The following is a 23,668-nucleotide window of genomic DNA, read 5'->3' as shown; positions in this document are numbered from 1 at the left end:
CAGCCGCCGTCGTCCGCTCTCCACACGTCTGTGTCTGAGGTCTCAACGGAAGTACATCCGTCCTATGGCATATTTGATGAATGGCAGAATTCAAGCAGTCCACCAAGCTTCACAACGTCCTATACGACATCCGTGGACCGATCCTTCAGGCCGCCCAGCAGATGGAGGCGGAGGGTCACCGGATCCTCAAACTGAACATCGGAAACCCTGCGCCGTTTGGATTTGAAGCCCCGGACGCGATCCTGGTGGACATGATCCGCCATCTGCCCCATGCCCAGGGTTACAGCGACTCCCGGGGCATCTTCTCGGCCCGGACCGCGGTCTCCCAGTACTACCAGACCCGCGGCATCCAGAACATCCATGTGGACGACATCTACCTGGGCAACGGCGTCAGCGAACTGATTACCATGTCGCTCATGGCGCTGCTCAACGACGGCGACGAGGTGCTGATCCCCACACCGGACTACCCGCTGTGGACCGCTTCCGTTGCCCTGGCGAGCGGGAAGCCCGTGCACTACCTCTGCGATGAGGAATCAGGCTGGCAGCCGGACCTTGAGGATCTTGAAGCCAAGATCACGCCCCGCACCAAGGGCATCGTGGTGATCAACCCCAACAACCCCACGGGCGCGGTCTATCCGGAAGAGACCCTGAAGAAGATCGTGGCGCTGGCCGAGAAGCACGGCCTGATCCTTTTCGCCGATGAAATCTACGAAAAGATCCTGTACGAGGACGCCGTGCACATCAACATGGCCGCGCTGACGGGCGACGACGTCCTTTGCCTCACTTTCAGTGGGCTGTCCAAGGCCTACCGCGTCTGCGGCTACCGTGCCGGCTGGATGGCCATCTCGGGCCCGAAGAAGGATGCCTCCGATTATCTGGAGGGCATCAGCCTCCTGGCCAACATGCGCCTCTGTGCCAACGTACCCGCCCAGCACGCCATCCAGACCGCGCTCGGCGGCTACCAGAGCATCAATGACCTCATCCTCCCCGGCGGGCGGCTGCTGGAACAGCGGAACAAGGCATACGACATGCTCAACGCCATCCCCGGTGTGAGCACGCAGCAGGCCCGTGGCGCGCTGTACCTGTTCCCGCGCCTGGATCCGGAGGTCTTCCACATCCGTGATGACGAGAAATTTGTCCTGGACCTGCTGAAGGAGCAGAAGATCCTGGTGTCACACGGGCGGGCGTTCAACTGGGTCCGGCCCGACCACTTCCGCATGGTCACGTTGCCGAACGTCAAGGACATTGAAGAAGCGATCGGACGCATGGGGGACTTCCTTAGCCGGTACCAAGGGAACTAGCCTGTGGTGACGCGCCTTCCGGCGCGTGGAACCTTGGGAAAGGACCCCGATGGCCGACTTGGTTGAGTTCAAGCAGCACCCGTCCCAAACGCTGAAGGTGGGGAAAGGTTTCTCCCTGGCCGACGCCGACCCTGACGCGACGCCCGGTTACAAGGGCAACAAGGCCGATGGCCAGACAATTCTGGCTGAACTGGACGGCGCGTTGGCGGAACTTCAGGAAAAGCTGTTCGCGGAGTCGCGCTTCGGCGGGAGAAAACGGCTTCTGCTGATCCTGCAGGCCATGGACACCGCGGGCAAGGGCGGAATCGTCAAGCATGTCATGGCCACCATGGATCCGCAGGGCGTCCAGTTCAAGGCTTTCAAGGCACCCACCGAGGAGGAAAAGTCCTATGACTTCCTCTGGCGGATCGAGAAGGAGGTGCCCGGAGCGGGCATGGTGGGCATCTTCGACCGCTCCCACTATGAGGATGTCCTGATCCACCGGGTCCATAATTGGGCGACGCCTGACGAACTTAGGCGCCGCTACCGGGCCATCAATGAGTTCGAGGCACGCCAGACCGAGGCCGGAACAAAAATCATTAAGGTGATGCTCAATATCAGCAAGGATGAACAGAAGACCCGGCTCCTTGCCCGGCTGGACAACCCCGCCAAGCACTGGAAATACAGCAGCGGTGACCTCAAGGAACGGGCGTTCTGGGGCGACTACATGGGCGCCTACCAGGCTGCCTTCGAAGAGACCAACACGGAAGCGGCACCCTGGCATGTGGTTCCGGCCAACAAAAAATGGTACGCCAGGATCGCGGTGCAGCAGTTGGTGCTGGGCGCGCTGTCTGACATGAAGCTGGAATGGCCGGAAGCTGAGTTCGATGTCCCCATCGAACGGGAACTGGTTGAACGGTCCTGACCTGGGGGCGGGTTGTTCCGAGGGGTAGGCCCGCGCGGGCTGGTCAGAGGGCTGGTCAGAGGGTCGGTCAGAGTGGCTGGTCGCGGGCGGCAGCGAGCCGCTTGCGGGCGCCCTCCAGCCACTCTTCGCAGCGCTTTGCCAGGGCTTCGCCGCGTTCCCAGAGTGCCAGGGATTCCTCGAGGCTGGCGCCGCCCGCCTCAAGCTTCGCCACCACCTGCACCAGCTGTTCGCGGGCTTCCTCATAGCTCAGTGCTTGGATTTCCGGGTCAGGCTTTGTTTCGGGCATGTGCTTCTCCTTGTTGAAGTTCCCCAGTGGAAGTGGCGCCGAACAGGCCATGGGCCACGCGTATGGACAACGCAGTTCCCGACGGCGCCTCCGACGGGTCTCGGACCACAGCGTGGCCAGCAGCTTCAGTGGTACGGGCCGGCCGGCCGTTGGCCAGTTCGACCACGGCATAGCCGCGGTCCAGCGTCTTTTGTGGTGACAGGGCACGGACCTGGGCCTGCAGGTGAACCAGCTGGTCAGCCGCCCGTACTACGGTTGAACTGACAGCGGCCGATGATCTCCGCAGGAGGCGTTCGATTTCCTCCGCGCGTCCGGTGACCATGGCTTCCGGGGTGGCCAGAACAGGCCGGGAATGGAGTGCGGACAACCGGTCCGATTCCCTGTCCACGAGCCTGCCGATGCTCCTGCGCAGGTGCTCCCGTGCCTGCCGCACGCCCGCCAGTTCCTCGGCAACGTCAGGCACGATCCGCTTGGCCGCATCAGTGGGCGTGGACGCGCGCAGGTCCGCCACGTCGTCGAGAAGGGGACGGTCCGCCTCATGTCCGATGGCGCTGACCACAGGTGTGGCCGTGGCCGCGACAGCCCGGATCAGTTCCTCGCTGTTGAAAGGCAGCAGGTCCTCCAAGGCTCCGCCGCCCCGGGCGATGACAATGACGTCCACGTCGGGGCGGCTGTCCAGTTCCTGCAGGGCGCGGATAATTTGCGAGACCGCGGTGTTGCCCTGGACCGCCACTTCCCGGATCTCGAATTCAACTGCGGGCCAGCGCAGTGCGGCGTTTTGGACGACGTCTTTTTTGGCGTCGGAGTTCCGTCCGGTAATCAGGCCGATACGGTGCGGGAGCAGCGGCAGTGGTTTCTTCCGTGAATCGGCAAACAGCCCCTCGGCGGAGAGGGCCTGGCGCAACCGTTCGATCCGCGCCAGCAGATCGCCAAGCCCTACAGGCCTGATGTCCCGAACCTGCATGTTGAGCCGCCCGGTCTTCAGCCAGAACTCCGGCTTGAGCAAGGCCACCACGCGGGAGCCACGCTGCAGGGGCATGTTCTGTCGGTCTAGAACCTTGGTCCAAACCGACGCCGGCAGGGAAACTTCCGCGTCCACGTCCCGGAGGGTGAGATACGCGTTACCGCCGCGGCGGTTCATTTCGATGACCTGGCCTTCGACCCATGCGGACGGGGTGCGATCGATGTGGGCTTTGAGTTTCTGGGACAACAACTGCAGCGGCCATGGATTGTCCGGGCTGGTCTCAGCGGCCGTGGCAGGCAACGTGGTGGCAGCAGTTCCTGGCAGAGCTGCCGGTTCAGACATGTCCGCTGCCCCGGGAAGCTGTGGGTGGCGGCATGGTGGTCCTTTGTTCGGGAGGTAGCGGTTCGTGCTTGAATGGCGGCCGTCAGTCAAAGGAGTGCTGTCAGTGAACTGGCGGTTGCCATTCAACCTTATCCATAAGCTGTATCACCCGAGACTGACATTCTTTGTCCAGACACCAGCCCTATGATGGCTGTGCTGCCGCCAACCCGTGAGGACCTGTTTTGCGCACCTTCGTTTCAGCCATCGCCGTCGTCGTGGGAGTTCTGCTGTCCGCCCTGGCCGTACCCGCCATCTGGCTTGACCGCAACGTGGTTCAGGAGGATGGCTTTGTGGCCCTGGCCGCTCCCCTGGGGCAGGACGCAGAATTCCAGCAGCGGCTCGCCGCGGCCGCTGTGGGCACCATCGATACAGGGGCCATCCCGGACGCCCTGGCAGGTCTGGTCACGCCAGTGCTTGAGGCGGCTGCCGGTTCACTCACAGCCTTGCCCGGCTACCCGGCGGCCTGGGAGGAAACGTTGCGGAAGAGCCACCGGCTCAGCTTCGCCGCACCCGCATCGGTTCCCGCCGAACCTGACTCCCCGTCGTCGCTTACGTTGGACGTGGCACCTCTGGTGGCGCTGGCGACGGAGGAGCTAGCACGCACCACCGGACTCCCGCTGACTGCGCCGGAGCACACGCTGGTCAACGTCGGAGAGCCTGAGCAGCGCCAAATGGTCGAGAGGGTGTCCGCCTACGCGCCGCTCGGCTACTCCCTTGCCATCGGAGCGGGAATCGCCTTTGCGTTGGCCCTGGTTTCCGCCCGCCGACGCTGGTCAGTGGTTTTCGCTGTGGGACTTGCGGCGCTGGTACTGGCCGGTCTGTGGTCTGCCGGCTCGCAACTCGCGAGGGATGCCGTTGTGGGGGCGGCGAGCGGCAATGGGCTTTCGGATATGTTCAAAGATGCGTTTGTGGAGGCCGCTTCCAGCAGCTTCCAATCCTGGGTAGGTGGTGCAGCGATAACCGGCGGTGTGCTGGTTGCGGCGGCCCTTGTGATCCGGATCGCCTCGCCGGGGCGGCGGCCCCAACCCGGTAGCATGGAGGGATGACTCCCTCAGCTGTGTCCCTCTCGATGCCAACTGTCCCGCGCAGGCGGCGCTCGCCTGAGGACGTAGCCGCCGCGGCTCCGGTGACCGGTCCCAAAAAGGTACTCCTGGCTGCGCCCCGCGGCTATTGCGCCGGTGTGGACCGAGCCGTGATCGCCGTCGAGAAGGCCTTGGAACACTACGGTCCGCCGGTTTACGTCCGGAAGCAGATCGTGCACAACGTCCACGTGGTGAGCTCGCTGGAGGCACAGGGAGCCATCTTCGTCGATGAGACGGATGAGGTCCCGGAAGGCGCCCTGGTGATCTTTTCCGCCCACGGCGTATCCCCGGCCGTTGTCCAGTCAGCCGAAGACCGCGGGCTGCGCACCATTGATGCCACCTGCCCGTTGGTGACGAAGGTTCATAAGGAAGCCGTGAGGTTCGCCAAGGACGACTTCGACATCCTGCTGATCGGCCACGACGGTCACGAAGAGGTTGAAGGGACCGCAGGCGAGGCCCCGGAGCACATCCAGATCATTAACGGTCCCCATGAAGTGGACAAGGTAACCGTCAGGGATCCGGAGAAGGTCATCTGGCTGTCCCAGACCACCCTCAGCGTGGACGAGACCATGGAAACAGTCCGCCTGCTGAAGGATCGATTCCCCACCCTGCAGGATCCGCCCAGCGACGACATCTGCTACGCCACCACCAACCGTCAGGTGGCCATCAAGAAGATCTCCCCCCAGGCTGACCTGGTCATTGTGGTGGGATCGGCCAACTCCTCGAACTCGGTCCGCCTGGTGGAAGTCGCGCTGGAGTACGGTGCCAAGGCCTCCTACCGCGTGGACTTCGCCAACGAAGTGGACGAGGCGTGGTTTGAAGGCGTGGCAACGGTCGGAGTCACATCAGGGGCTTCTGTGCCGGAGATCTTGGTCACGGACGTCCTGCGCCTGCTGGCCGACTACGGCTATGGCTCCGTGGAAGAAGTTGTCACGGCCGAAGAAGACCTCCTTTTCTCGTTGCCTAAGGAACTCCGCGCAACCCTGAAGGAAGCCGGAGACGTCAGCCGGGCGCTCGGCGGCCGCCGCTCCCGCAAATGACCAGTCTCCGGCAAAGTCAGGCGGCGGCTTCGTCCTGCTGAAACTCCGGGGCCGCCAGCGTACGCGGCGTGACCTCGAGTGCCGGCGGGGTGAGCAGCCCGGATTCATCCATGGCATTGAGCTTCCGTGCGGTGGGCAGGATCCGCGCTTCCAGGGTGCCGATCAGGGCGTTATACCGGTCCACCGAGGACTTCAGGGACGAACCCAGCTTGCCCACGTTTTCGCCGAGCGTTCCCATGCGTTCGTACAGCTGGCGGGCGAGGTCGAACAGTTCCCGCGCGCTGTCCGTCAGCACATCCTGGCGCCACGTGAAAGCCACCGATTTGAGCACTGCGAGCAGCGTACTGGGCGAGGCAAGAACCACATTCCTGGAAAGCGCGTGGTCCAACAGGGTCGCATCGGCCGTCAGGGCGGCGGCCAGGATCGATTCGGCTGGCAGGAAGCAGATCACCAGCTCGGGGGAGTTTCCGGGGATGTCCCAGTACTTCTTGTTGCTGAGCGAGTCCACGTGGGCCCGCAGCGCCTTGGCGTGGGCGGTCAGCAGGGATTGCTGGCTGCCGGGACTCCCGGTTGTACCCGAGTCCTGACGCGCACCCAGCTCCTGGGCCTCCAGGTAAGAGGACAACGGAACCTTTGCGTCCACCACCAGCTGCTTCTGGCCCGGCAGCTGGACGACGAGGTCGGGACGAACCGCTGAGTCGGCCCCGGCACTGTGGACCTGCTCCAGGAAATCCACGTGCTTGAGCATGCCCGATGCCTCAACCACGCGGCGCAATTGAACTTCGCCCCACTGTCCACGAGCACTGTTGGAGCGCAACGCTGACTCGAGGGCGTGCGTGGACCGGATCAGCTGCGCGTCAGACAGCCTGGCCTCCTGGAGTTGTTGCGCCAGCTGGCCGTACTGTTCCAGGCGGTCGCGTTCCAGAAGTGCCACCTGCTGCTGCACCGCGGTCAGCTTCTCCGCCACCGGGGCGAGTGCCCGGAGGACGCTCCCGTCCTGGTTGCGGGACTCGCCGAGCTCCCGGTTCTGCAGGGAGAGCAGGCGGCGCTCTGCGTCCGCGGCGGCGAACTGGGCGCTGACCTCGGAAAGCCGCGACGAGACGGCGTCGAAGTCCTCCTCCAGGGCACGACTGTGCCGGCGAAGGGAAAAGTAGGTGGCGGCGGCGCCGGCGACGGCACCCACCAGCAGCATCAACAGGGCAAGAATCAGGGCTAAAGCATCCATATCCACACTGTGGCATGACCCTGTGACAATTTACGGAACCGACATATTCGACCAGGCGTTCCAGCATGTGCCGACACTGCGGGGGACCGCCTGGGGCCCAAGCGTCCGGCAACCGGTAGAATCAATGCTCGTGGCTCTTACTATTGGCATCGTCGGACTGCCCAACGTCGGCAAATCAACTCTTTTCAACGCACTGACCCGGAACCAGGTGCTGGCTGCGAACTATCCGTTCGCTACCATCGAACCCAATGTCGGCGTCGTGAACTTGCCGGATCCCCGGCTCCAGCAGCTCGCTGACATCTTTGGCTCGCAGCGCCTCCTGCCCGCTCCGGTGTCCTTCGTGGACATCGCCGGCATCGTGAAGGGTGCATCGGAGGGCGAAGGTCTGGGCAACAAGTTCCTTGCCAACATCCGTGAGGCCGAGGCCATTGCCCAGGTGGTCCGGGTGTTTGATGATCCCGACGTCATCCACGTCGACGGCAAAGTGGATCCGCGCTCGGACATGGAAACCATCAACACCGAGCTGATCCTGGCTGACCTTCAGACCATCGAAAATGCCATTCCCCGGATCGAAAAAGAAGTCAAGATCAAGAAGCGGGAAGCTGCCGAACTGGCAGCCATCAAGGCTGCGCAGGCGGTCCTGGAACGCGGGGACACGGTCTTCTCCTCGATCAAGAGCGACAAGCTGGAGATGGAGTACCTCAAGGAGCTCAGCCTCCTGACCGCGAAGCCGTTCATCTACGTCTTCAATTCCGACGAAGGCATCCTGGGCAGCCCGGAGAAGCAGGACGAGCTGCGGGCCATGGTGGCCCCGGCGGACGCCATCTTCCTGGACGCGAAGCTCGAATCCGACCTTGTGGAGCTGGACGAGGAGGAAGCGCGCGAAATGCTGGAAATGAACGGCCAGGACGAGTCCGGCCTCGACCAACTGGCACGCGTCGGCTTCCACACCCTGGGCCTCCAGACGTACCTCACGGCCGGTCCGAAGGAAACACGCGCCTGGACCATCCACCAGGGCGACACCGCGCCGCAGGCAGCAGGCGTCATCCACAGCGACTTCCAGCGTGGCTTCATCAAGGCTGAAGTGGTTTCCTTCCATGACCTCATCGAGGCCGGTTCCATGGCTGAAGCCAAGTCCCGTGGCAAGGTACGCATCGAAGGCAAAGAGTACGTGATGGCTGACGGCGATGTAGTGGAGTTCCGCTTCAACGTCTGATTCCCGACAGGCAAAGGAGACGGCATGCCCCTGATGCGTCTGATTCAGGTCATCACCGGGGCCGTCGCTGCGGCGCTGGTTATCTCGGGGTGCTCCGCTTCGGGGGGAGCGCCTCCGGTGGTGGTTGGTGAGACGAACCGCGGCGGCAGCGTAACCGTGGCCGAGGTGAATGCCTTCACGTCCTTCAACCCGTTCAGTGCCGACGGAAACACGGACATCAACACCAAGATCGGCCACATCACCCATTCCGGGTTCTACTACGTGGATGACACCGAGAAGGTGGTCCGGAACGAGAAATTTGGCCGGATCGAGAAGATCTCCGACAAGCCGCTGAAGGTGAAGTACACCGTCAATGAGGGTGTGAAATGGTCCGACGGCGAAGCCATCGACGTCGGCGACCTCCTCCTGTCCTGGGCCGCCGGCTCGGGCTACTTCGACAACGCTGAACCCCAGGCGGGGACCGGGACTACGTATTTTTCGACTGCAGCTGACAAGAGCGGCCTGGCGGCCACCGCACTTCCGGAGACCGGCAGTGACGGGCGTTCCATCACGCTGGAATACGCCTCGCCATACGCTGATTGGGAAGTGGCGTTCGACGTTGGGCTCCCCGCCCATGTTGTCGCCGCCAAAAGCGGCCTCAATGACGAAAACGACCTCGTGGACCTGATCAAGGACTCTCCCCGGGGCGACACCGCCCGGCCCTCGGTCAACGCCCCGCTGAAGCGGGTCAGCGACTTCTGGAACTCAGGTTTCGACACCAAGACGCTTCCGGATGACCCGGCCATGTACCTTTCCAGCGGCCCCTACATCGTCCGGGACATCGTTCCGGACTCCTCGATCCGGCTGGTCCGGAACAGGGACTATGTCTGGGGCCCGGAGCCCTACCTCGATGACGTCACCGTACGGTTCGCCGGTGCCGCCTCTACCGCCATTGCCGCGCTGAGGAACGGCCAGGCGGACATCATTGCGCCGCAGCCCTCTGCCGGCACCGAAAGCCTCTTCGACGGACTGGTGGAGCAGGGCAATACCGTCCAGCGCTTCAGCCAGTCCGGCTACGACCACCTAGATCTCAACTTTTCGGGACCGTTCGCGGACAAGGATGTCCGGGAAGCGTTTCTGAAGACCGTTCCGCGCCAGGAGATCGTGGATGACGTGGTGGGCGGATTTGTCGCCGACGCGAAACCCCTGGATTCACACGTCTTCCTGCCACCCCATCCGAAGTATCCGGACGCCGTGAAGAGCAACGGTTCGGCCGAATACTCCGACGTGGACATACAAGGCGCGAAGTCGAAACTGCGGAATGCTGCCCCGACGGTCCGCATTCTGTACAACCGGGACAACCCCAACCGCGTGCGGGCCTTCTCCCTGATCCGCGACTCCGCCCGCCTCGCCGGATTCACCGTTGAAGATGCGGGCCTCGGCAGCTCGGACTGGGCGAAAGCGCTCGGCGGCGGCAGCTACGACGCCGCCATCCTCGGTTCCATCGGACCCGGGGTCGGCGTCAGCCGCGTCCCGCAGATCTTTAAAACCGGTGGCGGCAGCAACTTCAACGGATTTTCCGACGGCGACGCAGACAAAGCCATGGAGCAACTGTCCGGCACTACGGACCTTGCAAAGCAGGACGAACTGTTGGCTGACATCGACAAACGCGTGTGGGGAAGCGCCTACGGCCTACCGCTTTACCAGACCACTGGAACCGTGGCTTTCAGCAGCCGCGTGACGGGTATCAAGCCCAGCTCAGGCCCTTTGGGCCTTTGGTGGAATGTGTGGGAGTGGCGCCTGAAATAGGCCCTCCTGGGGGCTTGTCGCCGTTGTGGGAGCCCGCCCCCGTCCTTGATTCGCGGCATCCCCTACCAGCGAGTAACATGTGACTTGCGCAACTTCCGGGTACCGGCTAGTTATTAACGATTAACTGGTTACGGTTTGGCAACGGAGTACCAGTATTTGGACTTTGTGCGGTTAGGCTACTCGTATATGTAGGCCACGTCACAGTGAGAACCTGTGACGAGCCTGCCGGGGAGCAAAAGATTTCCCCTGAATATCTCCCACAACTCATAGGAGGCGGAATGCGTTTCACGCGCACTTCCAAAGCACTCGGCATGGTGGCGATCGCTGCCCTTGCCCTGACAGGCTGCGGCGCTGGAGGCGGCAGCAATGATGGTGCCAGCCAGTCGGCCGGCGATCCCAACAAGGTGATCACCGCGTACAGCAACGAACCACAGAACGCCTTGCTACCGGCAAATACGAACGAAGTTTACGGCGGCCGCGTTGTCGAGCTGCTCTTCGAAGGCCTTCGCAGCTACGACGCCGACGGCAAGCCGGTCAACTCGCTTGCAGAGTCCATTGAGTCGCCTGACGCCCAGAACTGGACCATCAAGGTCAAGCAGGGCCAGAAGTTCACGAACGGCGAAGCGATCACCGCCAAGACGTTCGTTGATTCCTGGAACTTCGCCGCGAACTCCAAGAACCTGCAGAACAACGGGTTCTTCTTCGAGTCCATCGCGGGCTATGCAGATGTCTCGGCCGTGACCACCGAAAAAGCGGCTGATGGCAAGACCACCACCACGCCGGCGCCCACCGCCGAAACGATGTCAGGTCTGACGGCAACAGACGATTCGACCCTCACGGTGAAGCTGGCACAGCCGGAAGCCGACTGGTCGCTCCGCCTTGGCTACTCAGCCTTCTTCCCGCTGCCGTCCGCAGCGCTGGCGGATCCGAAGGCCTTCGGCGAAAACCCGGTAGGCAACGGTCCGTACAAGTTCGAAAAGACCGGTTCCTGGGTACACGACCAGTCGATCTCCCTCGTCAAGAACGCTGACTACAGCGGTCCCCGCGAATCGAAGAACGGCGGCGTGACCTTCAAGTTCTACACCGATCCGGGCCCCGCATACACGGACCTTCAGGGCAACAACCTGGACGTCACCGACGTACTGCCGTCCAACGCACTGAAGACCTACGTCACGGACTTCCAGGACCGCAACGCCACCAAGGCCGTGGCCACCAACTCCACCCTGAACATCCCGGGTTACAACCCGAACTTCCAGGGTGAAGCCGGTAAGCTGCGCCGCCAGGCACTGTCCTACGCCATCAACCGCGAAGAGATCGCCAAGGTGGTCTTCAACGGCACCCGCACCCCGGCCAAGGCCTTCGCCCCGCCGGTCATCGATGGCTTCAAGGAAGACCTTAAGGGCAGCGAAATCCTCACGTTCGATGCTGCCAAGGCCAAGGACCTGTGGGCCCAGGCTGACAAGATCCAGCCGTACGACGCCTCCAAGCCGCTGCAGATTGCCTCCAACACCGATGGTGGCAACAAGGAATGGATCGACGCCGTGGCCAACGGCTTCAAGAACAACCTCGGCATCCAGGCCGAAATCCAGCCCTTCGCCAAGTTCGCGGAAGTACTGAACCTGCGCAAGTCCCAGTCCCTCCCGGGCCTGAGCCGCGCCGGCTGGCAGGGCGACTACCCGTCGCTCTACAACTTCCTCGGACCGGTCTGGGCAACGGGCGCATCCTCCAACTACGAGAAGTACTCGAACCCCGAGTTCGACAAGCTGCTCCAGGAAGGACTTGCCGCCAAGACCACGGATGCGGCGAACGACAAGTTCAACCAGGCCCAGGAGATCCTCTTCGAGGACCTGCCCGGACTGCCGCTCTGGGACCAGGCAAAGCCGATCGTGTGGAGCGAAAACGTTGTGAAGGCCGAAACCGGCTGGAATGGCGGAATCCTCTACTACAACATCACGGCCAAGTAGTCTCCAGGATCTAACTTGCCGCCAGGCGAATGGGGGTCCGGCACAACGCCGGGCCCCCATTGTCCTGCACGGCAGGAAGGCACAAATGAAACACCTCTCTTCGCATCCGGAAGGCTGGTGATCCGGTGGTCCGCTTCATTCTGCGACGACTCCTCCAAGTGATCCCCGTCTTCATTGGCACCACTCTTTTGGTCTATTACATGGTCTTCGCCCTTCCCGGCGATCCCATTGCGGCGCTCTTCGGAGACCGTCAGCCCCCGCAGGCAGTCATCGACACCCTGCGCAGCCAATACCACCTGGACGAACCTTTCTGGGTCCAGTACGGACTCTTCCTGCGGAACCTCTTCACCTTCAACCTCGGCAACGACTTCACCGGCCAGCCCATCGCGGCAAGCTTGGCGAGGGTCTTCCCAGTGACGGCAATGCTTGCCGTTGAAGCACTGGCCATCCAGGCAATCTTCGGCGTAGCCTTCGGCGTCTTCGCCGGTCTCCGCCGTGGCGGCTGGTTTGACTCCACCGTCCTGGTAGTTTCGCTGGTTGTCATAGCGGTCCCCACGTTCGTTCTGGGTTTCGTTTTTCAGCTCGTCTTTGGCGTACAACTCGGGTGGGCGAAACCCACCGTTGGCGCCAACGCCGATTGGGGCAGCCTGCTGCTTCCGGCAGTGGTCCTGGGCCTGGTGTCGTTTGCCTATGTTCTCCGCCTGACCCGCGCCTCGGTCAGCGAAAACATGAATGCCGACTACGTGCGAACTGCCACCGCGAAAGGCCTGTCACGGCCGCGGGTGGTCATTGCACACATCCTGCGTAACTCGTTGATTCCGGTGGTGACGTACCTGGGCGCAAACCTTGGCGGTCTGATGGGCGGTGCGATCGTGACCGAGGGCATCTTCAACGTCCCCGGAGTCGGCAACAAGCTCTACCAGGCCGTCCTGCGCAGCGAAGGCCCCACTATCGTCTCCATCGTCAGTGTCCTGGTGCTGGTCTTCGTGGTGGCCAACCTGCTCGTTGATCTCCTGTATGCCTGGCTTGACCCGAGGATCCGTTATGACCAGTAATAACAGCCACTTTGTGGCGCCCATCGACGAAACTCCGTTGCTGGCAACCGACACCGTCAAGACTGACCAGGCACCGCTGAGTCTTTGGTCGGACGCCTGGCGCAAGCTTCGCCGTCGCCCGCTGTTCATTATTTCGGCGCTGCTCATCGTGGCACTTGCTGTGGTGGCGCTGTTCCCGGGCCTTTTTTCCTCAGTCGCTCCGAACGACGGCTGCGTACTGGCCAACTCGGAAGGCGGGCCCACGGACGGGCATCCCTTCGGATTCACTTTCCAGGGCTGCGACATCTATTCCCGCGTCGTCCACGGAACCCAGGCTTCGCTTTCAGTGGGTCTGCTCTCCGTGCTCTGCGTCCTGGTTATCGGTGTGACCGTTGGAGCCCTTGCGGGCTACTACGGCGGCTGGATCGATGCCGTGCTTGCCCGCCTTGGCGACGTCTTCTTTGCGCTGCCCCTGATTCTTGGTGCACTGGTGATCACCCAGTTGCCCTTTTTCCGTGAAAACAAGAGCGTTTGGAGCGTCGTGTTTGTCATTTCGCTGCTGGCATGGCCGCAGATGGCACGCATCACGCGCGGCGCGGTCATTGAAGTGCGCAATGCCGACTTTGTGACGGCCGCCCGCTCACTGGGCGTTTCGAAGTTTGGGGCGCTGGTCCGCCACGTCCTCCCTAACGCCCTGGCCCCGATTATCGTCCTGGCCACCCTGGAACTGGGCGTCTTCATCGTCGCAGAAGCCACCCTGTCCTTCCTGGGCATCGGCCTGCCGCAGAGCATCATGTCCTGGGGCAACGACATCGCAGGTGCACAGGCTTCCATTCGAACCAGGCCGGAAATCATGCTCTATCCGGCGGCGGCGCTTTCCATTACCGTTCTGAGCTTCATTATGCTCGGCGACGCGGTACGTGACGCCCTCGATCCCAAGAGCCGGCAGCGATGAGAGAGAAAGAGATGACTACTCCAGAAATCCACATCGATGAGGCCGGGCATGCGGGAGTGAAGCCGCTGCTGGAAATCCGTGACCTGGCCATCACGTTCACCACCGGCAGCGGTGAAGTCCAGGCCGTCCGCAACGCGCACCTCACCATCATGCCGGGCGAAACAGTGGCTATCGTGGGGGAGTCGGGCTCGGGCAAGTCGACGACGGCACTCGCTGCCATCGGCCTGCTGCCCAACAACGGCCGCGTTTCCGCCGGGCAGATCCTGCTCGACGGCGAGGACATTGCCCACGCCACGGAGCAGCGGATGATCGAGCTGCGGGGCAATACGATCGGCATGGTCCCGCAGGACCCGATGTCCAACCTGAACCCGGTCTGGAAAATCGGCTACCAGGTCAAGGAAACCCTCCGCGCCAACGGCCGGCCCAGTGGACCGGATGATATCGCCCAAGTGCTGTCCGAGGCGGGACTGCCGGATGCCCACCGGCGCGCCAAGCAGTATCCGCATGAGTTCTCCGGCGGTATGCGCCAGCGCGCCCTCATTGCCATCGGGCTGTCCTGCCAGCCGCGCCTGCTGATCGCGGATGAGCCGACGTCGGCACTGGACGTCACGGTCCAGCGGCAGATCCTGGATCATCTGGACACCATGACCACGGACCTGGGTACAGCAGTCCTGCTGATCACCCATGACCTGGGGCTGGCCGCAGAACGGGCGGACAAAGTTGTGGTGATGTACCGGGGGCAGGTGGTGGAGGCTGGTCCTTCGCTGGCGTTGCTCCAGAACCCCCAGCACCCGTATACCAAGCGGCTGGTTGAGTCTGCGCCGTCATTGGCGAGCCGAAGGATCCAGGTCGCCAAGGAGCAGGGTCTCGAAGCGTCAGACCTGCTGGCACCTGCTGCGGAGGCAGCTGCCGCGGACAACGTCCTGCAGATCCAGGACCTGCGCAAGGTCTACAAGCTCCGCCAGGGGCTGGGGAAAACGACGGACTTCGCGGCCGTTGACGGGGTGAGCTTCGATGTCAAAAGGGGTACCACCACCGCTATCGTGGGGGAGTCCGGCTCGGGCAAGTCCACCGTGGCAAAAATGGTGCTTCAGCTCGAAAAGCCTACCGATGGGAAGATCCTTTTCGACGGCGTCGACACGTCGTTGCTGAAGGCGTCTGAACTTTTCAAGTTCAGACGGCGGGTGCAGCCCATTTTCCAGGATCCTTACGGCTCGCTGGATCCGATGTACAACATCTTCCGTACCATCGAGGAGCCGTTGCGCGTCCACAGGATCGGCGACAAAGCGAGCCGGGAGAAGAAGGTCCGCGAGCTTCTCGACCAGGTGGCGCTGCCGCAGTCAAGCATGCAGCGGTTCCCGAACGAGCTCTCCGGAGGCCAGCGGCAGCGCGTCGCCATTGCGCGTGCTCTGGCTCTGGACCCCGAGGTGATCATCTGCGACGAAGCTGTGTCCGCGCTGGACGTGCTGGTCCAGGCGCAGGTGCTGAACCTGCTCGCGGACCTGCAGGCCAACCTCGGGCTGACCTACCTCTTTATCACCCATGACCTGGCTGTGGTGCGGCAGATTGCCGACCACGTCTGTGTGATGGAAAAGGGCAAGCTGGTGGAGACCGGTTCCACGGACGATGTCTTCGAGTCCCCTCAGCAGGAGTACACCAAAGCGCTGCTCAATGCCATTCCCGGTGCGAAGCTGATGCTTCCGCCCGAAGTGGCCTGATCAGACCGCTGTATCCCGGGCTAAGGATGGAGCCGGTGCCTTCAGGGCGCCGGCTCCATCCTTTAAGAGACTGATCAGTCCGCTGGGGTGGGTGCGGAGGCTGCCACCGGGACTGTGACGCCCAGCGGGGGGCTTTCGAGCCCCAGCTGCCTAAGCCTGGCTTCAAGCAGCCCGCCCAGTGACCTGCGGCCTGCGGCATCCATGTGGACGGCATCTGCCAGGTTCTTCGCGAGGTTGTATTTCGACAGCCAGTCGCCCACGCCCACAAAAGGCATGCCGTGCCGGGCCGCCACCGTGCCCAGCAGCGTGTCCACTTGCGTCCTGCGCCCGCCGCCGTAGTTGGCGCCGCGGGCGAGGGTGCCGATCATGGCCATCCTGGCGCCTGGGTAGCGGTCCTTCAGTGCGTCGATCAGCCGGTCGGCGTTGGCCACGATCTGGGCATCGGTAGCGCCGCGCGCGGCGTCGTTGCCGCCGCCCTGGATGACGATCAGCGCGGGCGTCCCGTACGGCAGCTTCCAGTCACCGCGCTGCAAGGCGTCGATGTAGTTGCCCGTCTTGCCGTTGGACGCCACGAATCCCGTTCCGCCGAGACCGCAGAAGTGGACCTTGTACCCAACGGCGGCAAGGCCAAGACGCGGCCAGCCGTCAGGGGGCTCGGATTGGGAATCGCCGATGAGGAGGGCAGTGTGCCGCATGTCCGGCACCACCACCTCGTCACGGCCGCTGGCCGGGTTGCGGTACACAGAACCGGGAGGCAGGCCGATCGGATCGCCACCGCGGGCCTGGTAGGCACCGGCCGCGGCCGCCTGCGCCGGGGATGGCACGCCGGAACCCGGGCTGGCTTGGGGGGTCTGTCCGCAGCCGCCCAAGAGCGCGGCTACCGCGATTCCAGAGGCGACAAAGCGGGTCAGAGCCGAGGCTTTTCGCATCAGTGGTTCTCCGGGCTTGCTGTGCTTATCACAGCAATGATGGGGCATCAAGTCACAAAAATCCAGTGAGTTTGGTCACTTCTGAAGCTGTGGCGCGCAGGATTTCCATCCCGGCGGGACTGGGTCGGTCCAAGATTTTTAGGCCAACAATAGGCTCAGCGTTTAGAATGAGGGAAGGAGCCCTGTGTTATTGGGCTAATCCGTCGTGCGTTCCGGTTGGAAATGTCGCGATACAACAGCTGACTTCACCACTGAATCGAGCAATCACGCATGTCTGAAACCACCACCAACACCGCGGTAGCCACTGCATCACGCAGTGACCTCCGCAACGTCGCGATCGTGGCCCACGTTGACCACGGCAAGACCACTCTGGTCGACGCCATGCTCAAGCAGACCAACTCCTTTGCCGAACACAACCACCTCGAAGACCGCGTCATGGACTCTGGTGACCTGGAGCGCGAAAAGGGCATCACCATCCTGGCCAAGAACACCACCGTGGCCTACAACGGACCGTCCTCCAACGGTGAAACCATCACCATCAACGTCATCGACACCCCCGGCCACGCCGACTTCGGCGGCGAAGTAGAGCGCGGCCTGTCCATGGTGGACGGCGTTGTACTCCTCGTTGACGCCTCCGAGGGCCCGCTGCCCCAGACCCGCTTCGTGCTGCGCAAGGCCCTGGCCGCGCACCTGCCGGTGATCCTCCTCGTCAACAAGACCGACCGCCCCGACGCCCGCATCGAGGAAGTTGTCCACGAGTCGATGGACCTCCTCCTGGGCCTCGCCTCGGACCTCGCCGACGAAGTTCCGGACCTGGACCTGGACAAGATCCTTGAAGTTCCGGTTGTCTACGCAGCAGCGAGGGTGGGCCGCGCGTCCCTGGACCAGCCCGCCGACGGCTCCGCTCCGGACAACGAGGACCTTGAGCCGCTGTTCAAGACCATCATCGAGCACATCCCGGCCCCGACGTACAACCCGAACGGTGTCCTCCAGGCACACGTGACCAACCTGGACGCCTCCCCGTTCCTGGGCCGCCTCGCGTTGCTGCGCATCTACAACGGCACCCTGCGCAAGGGCCAGACCGTTGCCTGGGCCCGCGCCAACGGAGAGCTCAAGAACGTCAAGATCACCGAACTGCTGGCCACCAAGGCGCTGGACCGTGTTCCCACCGAGTCTGCAGGTCCGGGCGAAATCGTCGCCGTTGCCGGTATCGAGGAAATCACCATTGGTGAGACCCTGACTGATGTTGACAACCCGCAGCCGCTGCCGCTGATCACCGTGGACGATCCCGCGATCTCCATGACCATCGGTATCAACACCTCGCCGCTGGCCGGCCGGGTCAAGGGTGCGAAGGTCACGGCCCGCCAGGTCAAGGACCGCCTGGACAAGGAACTGATCGGTAACGTCTCCATCAAGGTTCTTCCCACCGAGCGTCCCGACGCCTGGGAAGTCCAGGGCCGTGGCGAGCTGGCGCTGGCCATCCTGGTTGAGCAGATGCGACGTGAAGGCTTCGAACTGACTGTCGGCAAGCCGCAGGTTGTCACCAAGACCGTCGACGGCAAGATCCACGAGCCGATGGAACACATGACCATCGACGTGCCGGAAGAGTACCTCGGTGCCGTCACCCAGCTGATGGCAGCCCGCAAGGGCCGCATGACCAACATGGCCAACCACGGCACCGGCTGGTGCCGCATGGAGTTCATCGTTCCGGCCCGTGGCCTGATCGGCTTCCGCACCAAGTTCCTCACCGACACCCGCGGTGCCGGCATTGCTTCCTCCATCGCCGAGGGCTACGAGCCGTGGGCCGGCCCCATCGAGTACCGCACCAACGGTTCGATCGTGGCCGACCGCTCTGGCGTGGTCACCCCGTTCGCGATGATCAAGCTCCAGGAACGCATGTCATTCTTCGTGCAGCCCACCTCCGAGGTTTACGAAGGCATGATCGTTGGCGAGAACTCACGCGCCGATGACATGGACGTGAACATCACCAGGGAAAAGCAGCTCACCAACATGCGTGCGGCGTCCTCGGACACCTTCGAGAACATGACGCCGCCGCGCAACCTGACTCTGGAAGAATCCTTGGAATTCGCCCGCGAAGACGAGTGCGTCGAGGTGACCCCGGAGTCCATCCGGATCCGGAAGCTCATCCTGGACGCCAGCGAACGCGCCAAGTCCACACGGGCACGCGCCAAGGCCTAGTCCTGAATAGCACGTCACTGAAGCTGCCGGTACGGCAGGCGGGAACCCCGCCGTCGTGCCGGCAGTTTCTTTTGTGTCAGGAAAGCGTCAGTTGCGGACGCGGGCGGGGCGCCGCTCCGGCGCCGGTGGCACTTCCTTGGCGGCCACCACTAAGTCCAAGGGGATCACGACGTCGGCCTTCCGCGTGCGGACTGTGCAGCCGCCGTCGTCAGTGGCCACCAGATCCCCCAGGGCGTCCGTCAGGCCGCCGTCGATCCGGTAACGGACTACAACCCGTGTTCCGGGCGCGGCGGTGGCCAGAAATTCTCGGGGCGTAGGCTGGGCGGGACTCACCAGTTCATACTAAGGCGGCCGGCTAGGTTCGCGTGGACGGGCTGGGAGATAATAGGCTCAGAAGTCAATAGTCCGGCCGGTGCCGGATTCAAGTGCCGGCCACTGCCGGGAAATATCGTGGAGAGGCAAGGGACGTGACGTACGTAATCGCGCAGCCGTGTGTAGATGTCAAGGACAAGGCATGTATCGAGGAATGCCCCGTTGACTGCATCTATGAGGGTGAGCGTTCCTTGTACATCCACCCCGATGAGTGTGTCGACTGTGGTGCCTGCGAGCCGGTATGCCCGGTGGAGGCCATCTACTACGAGGATGACACTCCCGAAGAGTGGGCTGACTACTACAAGGCCAACGTCGAATTCTTCGATGACCTGGGCTCGCCCGGTGGCGCCGCCAAGGTGGGCAACACGGGCAAGGACCACCCGATGATCGCCGCCCTGCCGCTGCAGAACCAAGACCGCTGAGCCGGGCATCGCGTTGACCGCAGCCGTGAACAGCTTTGGCCTGAGCCTGCCCGACTACCCGTGGGAGGCCATGGCACCGTACCTGGCCAAAGCCTCTGAGCACCCTGGCGGGGCCGTGAACCTGTCGATCGGCACGCCCGTCGACCCCACTCCCGCTGTGATCCAGGATGCCCTCAGGGCCGCCGCGGACGCCCCGGGATACCCCACGGTCCACGGCACCGTTCCGTTGCGGGAAGCCATTGTGGCGTGGTTCGAGCGGCGCCGCGGTGTCCCCGGCCTGGACCCTAAGAACGTTATGCCCACCGTGGGCTCCAAGGAACTGGTGGCGTGGCTGCCGCTCCTGCTCGGGCTGAAGCCGGGCGACGTCGTCGTCCGCCCCAAGGTTGCCTACCCCACCTATGACATCGGGGCTACTTTCGCCGGCGTCACCTCTGTCGCTACCGACCACCTCGACGAGTTGGACGATGCCACCCGCGCACGCGTGCGGCTGATCTGGGTAAACTCCCCGGGCAACCCCACGGGAAGCGTCAGGGATGTTGAGTCCCTCAAAGCGATTGTGGCGCAGGCCCGCGAACTGGGCGCCGTGGTGGCCTCGGACGAGTGCTACGCCGAACTCGGGTGGGGCGCGTGGGACGCACAGCGCGGCGGCGAGCCCGTGCCCAGCATCCTGGATCCGCGCGTTTCCGGCGGGTCCCACGAGGGCCTTCTGGCCGTGTACTCGCTGAGCAAGCAGTCCAACGTGGCAGGTTACCGCGCAGCGTTTGTGGCCGGTGACCCGGCCATCATGGCCAACCTCGTCAACAGCCGCAAGCATGCCGGCATGATCGTCCCCTACCCGGTGCAGGAAGCAATGCGGGTTGCGTTGGGCGACGGCACCCACGTCCAGGCCCAGAAGGACCTGTACCGCGGACGCCGGGAGCGCTTGGTGCCGGCTTTGCAGGGCTTTGGGCTGGAGATTAGGGATTCCGACGCCGGACTGTACCTTTGGTCCACCGCCGGAGAGAGCACCTGGGACACCGTGGCCCGGCTTGCTGAGCGAGGCATCGTTGTGGGGCCGGGCGTCTTTTACGGCGAGGCCGGCAACGGGTTTGTGCGTGTCGCATTGACGGGCACGGATGAACGGATTGACGCCGCAGTGGCCAGACTGGCCACGACGCCGTAACAATCATGTGACTCGCACCACAAAGGCGGCATTTTACGGGGGTTTCGCACGCCTCCGATTAGTGACACCCGCAATCGGGCGGTACTTTTTAAGTGACTATCAATGGTGGCTTTCTACAAGAAGGCAGCCCGGGTGTTGGATTCCTGGATGAACAGGGTCACTGCCACGGCTCACCGGATGTTGGATCAAGCTTTCGACAGAGGCCCACGCGCCTCATGAAGGGGACTCCATGACTGAGACCAACAGCGCAACCCTGCACCATGCAGGAGGCGAGCTCAAGCTCCCGCGCATCCAGGTTGTTGAAGGAAACGAAGGCTACGACGTTTCCAAGCTGCTCAAGCAGACGGGCGCAGTCACCTTTGACCCCGGCTTCATGAACACCGCAGCAACCACTTCCGCTATCACCTACATCGACGGTGATGCGGGCATCCTGCGTTACCGCGGGTACCCCATCGAGCAGCTGGCACAGCACTCCAGCTTCCTCGAGGTTTCGTACCTGCTGATCTACGGCAACCTGCCCAGCCCCACCGAGCTGGAAGCCTTCGACCAGCGCATCCGTCACCACACCCTGCTGCACGAGGAGCTCAAGGGCTTCTTCAGCGGCTTCCCGCGTGACGCCCACCCGATGCCCGTGCTGTCCTCGGCCGTGTCGGCGCTGTCCACGTTCTACCAGGACTCGCTGGACCCCTTCAACGCCGAGCAGGTCGAGGTCTCCACGTACCGGCTGCTCGCCAAGATGCCGGTCATCGCCGCCTACGCCCTGAAGAAGAGCATCGGCCAGCCCATGCTGTACCCAGACAACTCCCACAACCTCGTGGAGAACTTCCTGCGCCTGAGCTTCGGCCTTCCCGCCGAGCAGTACGAAGTGGACCCGGTCATCGCCAAGGCGCTGGATCTCCTCCTGATCCTGCACGCCGACCACGAGCAGAACTGTTCCACCTCCACCGTGCGCCTGGTGGGCTCCTCCAACGCCAACCTCTTCGCATCCGTGTCGGCCGGCATCAACGCCCTCTTCGGCCCCGCCCACGGCGGCGCCAACGAGGCAGTGCTGAAGATGCTCCGCCAGATCCAGGCCGACGGCACCAAGCCCGAGGACTACATGGAGAAGGTCAAGAACAAGGAAGACGGCGTCCGCCTCATGGGCTTCGGACACCGCGTCTACAAGAACTACGATCCGCGCGCGAAGATCGTCAAGGCCACGGCCCACGAGATCCTCAGCAAGCTCGGCGGCAACGACGAACTGCTCGAGATCGCCATGCGCCTGGAAGAGAAAGCGCTGAACGATGACTACTTCATCCAGCGCAAGCTCTACCCGAACGTGGACTTCTACACCGGCCTGATTTACAAGGCTATGGGCTTCCCGGAGAAGATGTTCACCGTGCTGTTCGCGATCGGCCGCCTGCCGGGCTGGATCGCCCAGTGGCGTGAAATGATCAGCGACCCGAACACCAAGATCGGCCGCCCGCGCCAGCTGTACATCGGCGAGCCCGAGCGCGATTACCCGGTCCGCTAGATCCCCACCGGCTCTCCCTGAATAACGACGGCGGCCGGTCACCTTCTCCGCGAAGGTGACCGGCCGCCGTCGTACTCTCATCGATTGCTCCGTAACGGCCGTTTTGAGCGTCCTAAAGGGCCGTTACGGAGCAATCGATGCTAAGACTTGTAACCCAGGGGGTTGTTCTTCTGCCAGCGCCAGTGGTCCTCGCACATCTGGTCCACCGTCTTGGTGGTGGACCAGCTCAGGTCGGCCAGGGCGGAGGTGGCGTCGGCCCAGAACGCCGGAAGGTCTCCCGCGCGGCGTCCGGTGATCTCGTACGGGATGGGCTGGCCCACGGCCTTCTCGAAGGACCGCAGGACCTCCAGCACGGAGGAGCCCTTCCCGGAGCCAAGGTTCCAGCGGTAGACGCCTGAGCGGTCCGCGACGTGGTTGAGGGCTGCCACGTGGCCTTCGGCGAGGTCGACGACGTGGATGTAGTCCCGCAGGCAGGTGCCGTCAGGGGTTTCGTAGTCCCCGCCGAACACCATGAGCTTGTCGCGGCGTCCCACGGCCACCTGGGCGATGAAGGGCACCAGGTTGTTGGGGATACCCTGTGGGTCCTCGCCGATGCGGCCGGACGGGTGTGCGCCCACCGGGTTGAAGTAGCGCAGCAGGGCAATATGCCAACGGGTGTCAGCAGCGCCCAGGTCGGCGAGGATGTCCTCGATCTGTTCCTTGGTGCGGCCGTAGGGGTTGTTGGCGCCAATCTCCATCTTCTCCACATAGGGGATGGGATTGTGCTCACCGTACACGGTGGCGGAGGAGCTGAAGACGATGGAGCGGACGTCGTGGCGGTCCATCACCCGGATCAGGTTCAGCGTGCCCACGAGGTTGTTGTAGTAGTACTTGAGCGGTTCGCGGACCGACTCACCCACGGCCTTGAGCCCGGCAAAGTGGATCACTGCGTCGATCGTGTGGGCGGCAAAGACGCCTTCCACTGCGGCTTCGTCCACCAGGTCCACGTTGTGGAATTCGGCGGTCTTGCCGCTGAGTTCGGATACCCGGCGCAGTGACTCCTCGCTGGAGTTCACCAGGTTATCGATCACCACCACATCGTGGCCGGCTTCCTGCAGGGACAAGACTGTGTGCGAACCGATGTACCCGGTGCCACCTGTGACCAGAATTTTCATGCCCCCACGCTATCCCAATTCCGCGGATGCGTGGATTTAAGCACGGGTGTGCTAAATAA

At 63.2% G+C, this 23,668-nt stretch carries 20 protein-coding genes; 14 read left to right on the top strand and 6 right to left on the bottom strand.

Features of this window, described 5'->3' with window-relative positions:
* Positions 1-80: 80 nt before the first annotated feature.
* Together NG701_RS11295 and NG701_RS11290 are read left to right on the top strand one after the other, a co-directional pair.
* Entirely contained in the window at positions 81-1,301 is a 1,221-nt protein-coding gene (locus tag NG701_RS11295) for a pyridoxal phosphate-dependent aminotransferase (protein WP_058931824.1), read from the top strand.
* A gap of 49 nt (positions 1,302-1,350) precedes the next feature.
* On the top strand, positions 1,351-2,205 hold the full coding sequence (locus NG701_RS11290) for a polyphosphate kinase 2 family protein (protein WP_252567470.1): 855 nt from the start codon (positions 1,351-1,353) through the stop codon (positions 2,203-2,205).
* A gap of 67 nt (positions 2,206-2,272) precedes the next feature.
* Here the strand turns inward: NG701_RS11290 and NG701_RS11285 are convergent, their stop codons facing one another.
* Together NG701_RS11285 and xseA are read right to left on the bottom strand one after the other, a co-directional pair.
* Positions 2,273-2,491, bottom strand: coding sequence for an exodeoxyribonuclease VII small subunit (locus NG701_RS11285; RefSeq protein ID WP_252567468.1), 219 nt, complete (start codon positions 2,489-2,491; stop codon positions 2,273-2,275).
* Positions 2,472-3,797 (bottom strand): exodeoxyribonuclease VII large subunit, encoded by a 1,326-nt coding sequence (gene xseA / locus NG701_RS11280; RefSeq protein ID WP_252567466.1) that lies wholly within the window; start codon positions 3,795-3,797, stop codon positions 2,472-2,474. The genes NG701_RS11285 and xseA overlap by 20 nt, the downstream gene beginning before the upstream one ends.
* Positions 3,798-4,018: 221 nt before the next feature.
* On the opposite strand from xseA, the gene NG701_RS11275 reads away from it, so the two are divergent.
* Both NG701_RS11275 and NG701_RS11270 read left to right on the top strand, forming a co-directional pair.
* Positions 4,019-4,882, top strand: coding sequence for a folate/biopterin family MFS transporter (locus tag NG701_RS11275; RefSeq protein ID WP_252567464.1), 864 nt, complete (start codon positions 4,019-4,021; stop codon positions 4,880-4,882).
* On the top strand, positions 4,879-5,958 hold the full coding sequence (locus NG701_RS11270; protein WP_252567462.1) for a 4-hydroxy-3-methylbut-2-enyl diphosphate reductase: 1,080 nt from the start codon (positions 4,879-4,881) through the stop codon (positions 5,956-5,958). Before NG701_RS11275 ends, NG701_RS11270 begins: the two co-directional genes overlap by 4 nt.
* A 16-nt stretch (positions 5,959-5,974) precedes the next feature.
* Here NG701_RS11270 and NG701_RS11265 read toward each other — a convergent pair whose 3' ends face one another.
* The gene (locus tag NG701_RS11265) at positions 5,975-7,183 is read right to left on the bottom strand and encodes a DNA recombination protein RmuC (protein ID WP_252567460.1); all 1,209 of its coding nucleotides are present in this window, start codon (positions 7,181-7,183) and stop codon (positions 5,975-5,977) included.
* Positions 7,184-7,313: 130 nt separating this feature from the next.
* Here NG701_RS11265 and ychF point away from each other — a divergent pair, with 130 nt between their 5' ends.
* The 6 genes from ychF to NG701_RS11235 all read left to right on the top strand — a co-directional run bounded on the left by ychF (position 7,314) and on the right by NG701_RS11235 (position 15,858).
* Positions 7,314-8,399, top strand: coding sequence for a redox-regulated ATPase YchF (ychF, locus tag NG701_RS11260; RefSeq protein WP_104062221.1), 1,086 nt, complete (start codon positions 7,314-7,316; stop codon positions 8,397-8,399).
* Positions 8,400-8,423: 24 nt separating this feature from the next.
* Positions 8,424-10,187, top strand: a complete 1,764-nt coding sequence (locus NG701_RS11255) for an ABC transporter family substrate-binding protein (RefSeq protein ID WP_252567458.1) — start codon at positions 8,424-8,426, stop codon at positions 10,185-10,187.
* A gap of 278 nt (positions 10,188-10,465) precedes the next feature.
* On the top strand, positions 10,466-12,151 hold the full coding sequence (locus NG701_RS11250; RefSeq protein WP_252567455.1) for a peptide ABC transporter substrate-binding protein: 1,686 nt from the start codon (positions 10,466-10,468) through the stop codon (positions 12,149-12,151).
* Between the two features lie 125 nt (positions 12,152-12,276).
* Positions 12,277-13,206 carry an ABC transporter permease gene (locus tag NG701_RS11245; protein ID WP_252567453.1) on the top strand — a complete coding sequence of 310 codons (930 nt, stop codon included), beginning with the start codon at positions 12,277-12,279 and terminating at the stop codon, positions 13,204-13,206.
* A complete protein-coding gene (locus NG701_RS11240) occupies positions 13,196-14,140 on the top strand; it encodes an ABC transporter permease (RefSeq protein ID WP_252567451.1) in 945 nt (314 codons plus the stop codon). Before NG701_RS11245 ends, NG701_RS11240 begins: the two co-directional genes overlap by 11 nt.
* 11 nt (positions 14,141-14,151) lie before the next feature.
* Positions 14,152-15,858 (top strand): dipeptide ABC transporter ATP-binding protein, encoded by a 1,707-nt coding sequence (locus NG701_RS11235; RefSeq protein WP_252567449.1) that lies wholly within the window; start codon positions 14,152-14,154, stop codon positions 15,856-15,858.
* Between the two features lie 74 nt (positions 15,859-15,932).
* Here NG701_RS11235 and NG701_RS11230 read toward each other — a convergent pair whose 3' ends face one another.
* Complete coding sequence (locus tag NG701_RS11230) at positions 15,933-16,787, bottom strand: SGNH/GDSL hydrolase family protein (protein ID WP_252567447.1); 855 nt, start codon at positions 16,785-16,787, stop codon at positions 15,933-15,935.
* A gap of 270 nt (positions 16,788-17,057) precedes the next feature.
* Between NG701_RS11230 and typA the strand changes: the two genes are divergently transcribed.
* Positions 17,058-18,986 carry a translational GTPase TypA gene (gene typA, locus NG701_RS11225; protein WP_104062125.1) on the top strand — a complete coding sequence of 643 codons (1,929 nt, stop codon included), beginning with the start codon at positions 17,058-17,060 and terminating at the stop codon, positions 18,984-18,986.
* Positions 18,987-19,073: 87 nt separating this feature from the next.
* Here the strand turns inward: typA and NG701_RS11220 are convergent, their stop codons facing one another.
* Positions 19,074-19,319, bottom strand: coding sequence for a putative acetyltransferase (locus NG701_RS11220; protein ID WP_252567445.1), 246 nt, complete (start codon positions 19,317-19,319; stop codon positions 19,074-19,076).
* 134 nt (positions 19,320-19,453) lie between these two features.
* Between NG701_RS11220 and fdxA the strand changes: the two genes are divergently transcribed.
* The 3 genes from fdxA (at position 19,454) to NG701_RS11205 (ending at position 22,455) form a co-directional block, all read left to right on the top strand.
* Complete coding sequence (gene fdxA / locus NG701_RS11215) at positions 19,454-19,780, top strand: ferredoxin (protein WP_252567443.1); 327 nt, start codon at positions 19,454-19,456, stop codon at positions 19,778-19,780.
* A gap of 13 nt (positions 19,781-19,793) precedes the next feature.
* Positions 19,794-20,942 carry a succinyldiaminopimelate transaminase gene (gene dapC / locus NG701_RS11210; protein WP_256472356.1) on the top strand — a complete coding sequence of 383 codons (1,149 nt, stop codon included), beginning with the start codon at positions 19,794-19,796 and terminating at the stop codon, positions 20,940-20,942.
* Positions 20,943-21,171: 229 nt separating this feature from the next.
* Complete coding sequence (locus NG701_RS11205) at positions 21,172-22,455, top strand: citrate synthase (protein WP_252567441.1); 1,284 nt, start codon at positions 21,172-21,174, stop codon at positions 22,453-22,455.
* 140 nt (positions 22,456-22,595) lie between these two features.
* On the opposite strand, the gene galE is transcribed toward NG701_RS11205, so the two are convergent.
* The gene (galE, locus tag NG701_RS11200; protein WP_252567439.1) at positions 22,596-23,609 is read right to left on the bottom strand and encodes a UDP-glucose 4-epimerase GalE; all 1,014 of its coding nucleotides are present in this window, start codon (positions 23,607-23,609) and stop codon (positions 22,596-22,598) included.
* Positions 23,610-23,668: the final 59 nt, after the last annotated feature.

Source organism: Pseudarthrobacter cellobiosi (assembly GCF_023913815.1).
Classification (GTDB): domain Bacteria; phylum Actinomycetota; class Actinomycetes; order Actinomycetales; family Micrococcaceae; genus Arthrobacter; species Arthrobacter cellobiosi.
This window is presented reverse-complemented; position numbering and strand designations above follow the sequence as displayed.